At 32.2% G+C, this 4,506-nt stretch carries 3 protein-coding genes; all 3 read left to right on the top strand.

The window, feature by feature from the left end; all coding sequences use genetic code 11:
• A partial coding sequence (locus ABJD66_RS09430) for an HAD-IA family hydrolase (RefSeq protein ID WP_348130796.1) occupies window positions 1-209 on the top strand: 209 nt, incomplete at its 5' end.
• 59 nt (window positions 210-268) lie between these two features.
• Window positions 269-2,572 (top strand): glycoside hydrolase family 65 protein, encoded by a 2,304-nt coding sequence (locus tag ABJD66_RS09425; RefSeq protein WP_348130793.1) that lies wholly within the window; start codon window positions 269-271, stop codon window positions 2,570-2,572.
• A gap of 14 nt (window positions 2,573-2,586) precedes the next feature.
• A partial coding sequence (locus ABJD66_RS09420) for a glycoside hydrolase family 13 protein (RefSeq protein WP_348130790.1) occupies window positions 2,587-4,506 on the top strand: 1,920 nt, incomplete at its 3' end.

Genomic DNA, 4,506 nt, shown 5'->3' with positions numbered 1-4,506 from the left:
TATTTTTAAATGCTGCAAATGCACTATCTATTGCCCCTGAAGATTGTATTGTTTTTGAAGATGCAACAGCTGGTATAGATGCTGCTAATGCCGCAAATATGATTAGCATTGGTATTGGAGATGCATCAATATTAAGCAAGGCTGACTATGTTTTTAAAGATTTTACAGAAATCTCATCAGACTTTATACAAGAATTAATAAAAAAATAAATGTAGATAATAGCTTACTCAAAAAGTAACATCTGCAAGAATCAATAGCATAAGAAATTATGAATCAAGATTATATTATAACAAACAAGTGGTCTATCATAGAAGAAGGTTTTAACACAGACAGAGTTAAATCTTCAGAAAGCTTGTTTAGCATTGGAAACGGTGCAATGGGACAAAGAGCTAATTTTGAAGAACACTACTCTGGACCTACTTTTCAAGGTAGTTACATAGCTGGTGTTTATTACCCAGATAAAACTAAAGTTGGCTGGTGGAAAAAAGGATACCCTGAGTATTTTGCTAAAGTATTAAATGCTCCTAATTGGATTGGTATTAACGTGCAAGTTAATGGCGAAAACCTGGATTTATTTACGTGTAAAGTAGATAATTTTAAAAGAGAATTAAATATGCAAGAAGGTTGGCTGTCTAGAACTTTTACAGCTACTCTAAAAAATAACGTAATTGTTTCTGTAAAAACAAAACGTTTTTTAAGCTTAACATTAGATGAAGTTGGTGCTATTGACTATACCATTACTCCTGTAAACGTAGATGCTACAATAACATTTAGTCCTTATTTAGATGCAGGTATTACCAATGAAGACACTAACTGGGATGATAAATTTTGGGAAATAACAAACATAAATTCTTTAGACAACAAAGCATTTATAGAGGCACATACTTTAAAAACAGAGTTTAATACCTGTACTTTTATGGAGTCCGAATGTTTTTTGAATGATAAAAAAGCAGGTATTGTTCCTATAGTTGAAAAAATAAAAAATAAAATAACATATAGCTACACTGCAGATGTAGATGCAAACTCTACTTTTTCTATACACAAATTTGCAGGGTATACAGTAGATAGGAATCACGCTAAAGAAAACTTAATTTCTGCAGCTACAGAAGCATTAAACAAAGCTATTAAAACAGGTTTTACTGCATTATTGCAATCACAAAAAGATGCTTGGGCTACTATTTGGGAAACATCAGACATAACTATAGATGGCGATGTAAAAGCGCAACAAGGTATCCGTTTTAATATTTTTCAGTTAAACCAAACATACTTAGGAACAGATGCACAACTAAATATTGGACCTAAAGGTTTTACTGGCGAAAAATATGGTGGTAGTACTTACTGGGATACAGAAGCTTATTGTTTGCCTTTTTATATGGCTACTAAAGACCAAAATGTTGGTCGCAATTTATTAGCATACAGGTACAATCACTTAGAAAAAGCTATTGAAAATGCAGAAAAATTAGATTTTTCTAACGGAGCTGCCTTGTACCCAATGGTAACTATGAATGGCGAAGAGTGCCATAATGAATGGGAAATTACCTTTGAGGAAATACACAGAAACGGAGCCATTGCTTTTGCTATTTATAATTATTATAGGTATACAGGAGACTACAGCTATATTCCAGAGAAAGGATTAGAGGTGCTTATTGGTATTGCCCGTTTTTGGCACCAAAGAGCTACTTTTTCTACCAAGCAAAATAAATATGTTATTCTTGGTGTTACTGGTCCTAATGAGTACGAAAATAACATAAACAATAACTGGTATACCAACTATATGGCACAATGGTGTATTAATTACACCACAGAAACTATAGCTACTGTCAAAGAAAAATACACTACAGATTATGAACGTGTTATGTCTAAAGTTAATTTAACTTCTGATGAAATTAAAAAGTGGAAAGACGTAGCAGATAATATGTATTTCCCTTTTTCTGAAGAGCATAATGTATTTTTACAACAAGACGGATTTTTAGACAAAGAATTAACTCCTGTTTCTGATTTGGATACTGCTTTTAGACCCATAAATCAGAAATGGTCTTGGGACAGAATTTTACGCTCGCCATACATTAAACAAGCAGATACTCTACAAGGTTTTTACTTATTTGAAGACAACTTTACAAATGAAGAAATAGAGCGTCATTTTGATTTTTATGAGCCTTTTACAGTGCACGAAAGTTCACTCTCTCCTTGTGTACATAGTATTTTAGCTGCAAAGTTAGACCGTATGGACCAAGCATATAGCTTTTATTTAAGAACATCTAGACTAGATTTAGATGATTATAATAAAGAGGTAGAAGAAGGCTTACATATTACATCTATGGCTGGTACTTGGATGAGTATTATTGAAGGCTTTGGTGGTATGCGCGTACGTAACCACAAACTATCTTTTAGCCCTAAAATACCTAAAGAATGGGAAGGCTATTCATTTAAAGTTAATTTTAGAAACCATACAATTAAAGTAAGTGTAACTCAGTCTAAAAATACTTTTGAGCTATTAAAAGGAGAAGAGCTTACGATATTTGTAAATGGCAATTCTATTACTATTAAACAGAATAATTTAATTACTGCTTAAATATTATTTTAGCTATGAAAAAAGGATTTTTAAGTGTTTTTGTATTAGTTTTTGCTCTTTTTGTTTCTTGTTCTCCTAAAAAAGAACAGAAACAAGAAGTAGCGCCTATTACAATTTCTAATGATATAGAGCGCATAGAACCACCAAATTGGTGGGTAGGTTTTAAAAACAATAATTTACAATTACTTGTTAAAGATCCAAATATTACAGAAGCTACTGCTACTATTTCTAAAACAGGTATTTCTATAAAAAAAGTAACTAAAGGTGATAGTCCTAACTATTTGTTTATTGATTTAGAAATTGATGAATCAGTAACCGCAGGCAAGTTCAACATTACTTTTACTACTAAAGATGGTGCTAAAAAAGTTGAGACATATGAACTTAAAGAACGAAATAAAAAAGCTGATGATTACTTAGGTTTTTCTAGCGCTGATGCTGTTTACTTAATTACCCCAGACCGTTTTGCAAATGCTTATACTAGTAATGATATAGATAGCACCTTAAATGAAAAAGCAATAGACCGTACTAACGATTATGCCAGACACGGAGGAGATATTAAAGGCATTACAAATAATTTAGATTATATAGATAAATTAGGTTTTACAGCTATTTGGCCAAGTCCGCTTTTAACAAATAATATGTATAACGCATCTTACCATGGCTATGCTATTACAGATTTTTATGGTGTAGATCCTAGATTTGGTACTCTGGGAGAGTATAAAGAGCTTGCTGTAAAAGCAAATAAAAAAGGTATAAAAATTATTATGGACCAAGTGGCTAATCATTGCGGATTAGAACACTGGTGGATGAAAGATTTACCTTTTAAGGATTGGGTTAACTACCAGAATGAGTTTACAAACAACAAACCTGTAGAAATATCTAACCATAAAAGAACCAGTAACCAAGATATTTATGCATCTAAAGCAGATAATAAAATAATGACTCACGGTTGGTTTGGTAACCATATGCCCGATTTAAATCAGCGTAATCCTTTTTTAGGAACATATATAATTCAAAATAGTATCTGGTGGATAGAGACTTTAGAATTAGGAGGTATACGCCAAGATACATACCCTTATCCAGATAAATATTTTATGGCAAATTGGGCCGGCTCTATTATGGCAGAATATCCTAACTTTTCTATTGTTGGTGAAGAGTGGAGTTACAATCCTTTACTAATTGCTTATTGGCAAAAAGATAATAAAAATAAAGATGAGTACCAGTCTAACCTTACCTCTACTATGGATTTTGCTATGCAACAAAACATTGTAGATGCCTTAAACCAAGATGAAACTTGGGGTACAGGACTAGTAAAAGCATATGAAGGGTTAGCTAATGATTTTGCGTACCAATCTCCTAAAGATATTATGGTGTTTTTAGACAATCATGATATGGACAGAGTGTTTACTCAACTTAATGAAAATGTAGAAAATACAAAAATGGCAATAGCCTACACAGCTTTGTTACCACGTATTCCTCAGTTTTATTACGGTACAGAAATTTTAATGCAAAACACGGCTAAACCAGGAGATCACGGTTTAATACGTACAGATTTTCCTGGCGGATGGAACACTGACACTACAAATGCATTTACAGGAGAAGGCTTAACTACCAATCAAAAAGAAATGCAAAACTATATGAGTACACTATTAAATTTCAGAAAAAATAGTGAGACTATTCATAATGGCAAAACCATACATTTTGCTCCTGAAAATGGCGTCTATGTATTATTTAGAATTTTAAATGATGACGTAGTTACCATCATCCTAAATAAAAATGAAGATCCACACCAACTAGATCTTTCTAGGTTTAAAGAGCTTGGTTTAGATGGTAAAAAAGTAACTAATATTATAACAAACAAATCTTTTAATTGGAAAGAAAATTTACTATTACCAACCAAAGGAGCTACAATACTAACAACAAAAATTAATCAA

This window comes from Cellulophaga sp. (genome assembly GCF_039943695.1).
GTDB lineage: Bacteria > Bacteroidota > Bacteroidia > Flavobacteriales > Flavobacteriaceae > Cellulophaga.
The sequence above is the reverse complement of the archived record's forward strand: the minus strand, read 5'-3'. Positions and strand labels throughout refer to the sequence as shown.

Coding starts and splice junctions, on each gene's coding strand:
- ABJD66_RS09425 (WP_348130793.1), top strand. CDS start 269: ATGAATCAAGATTATATTATAACAAACAAGTGGTCTATCATAGAAGAA.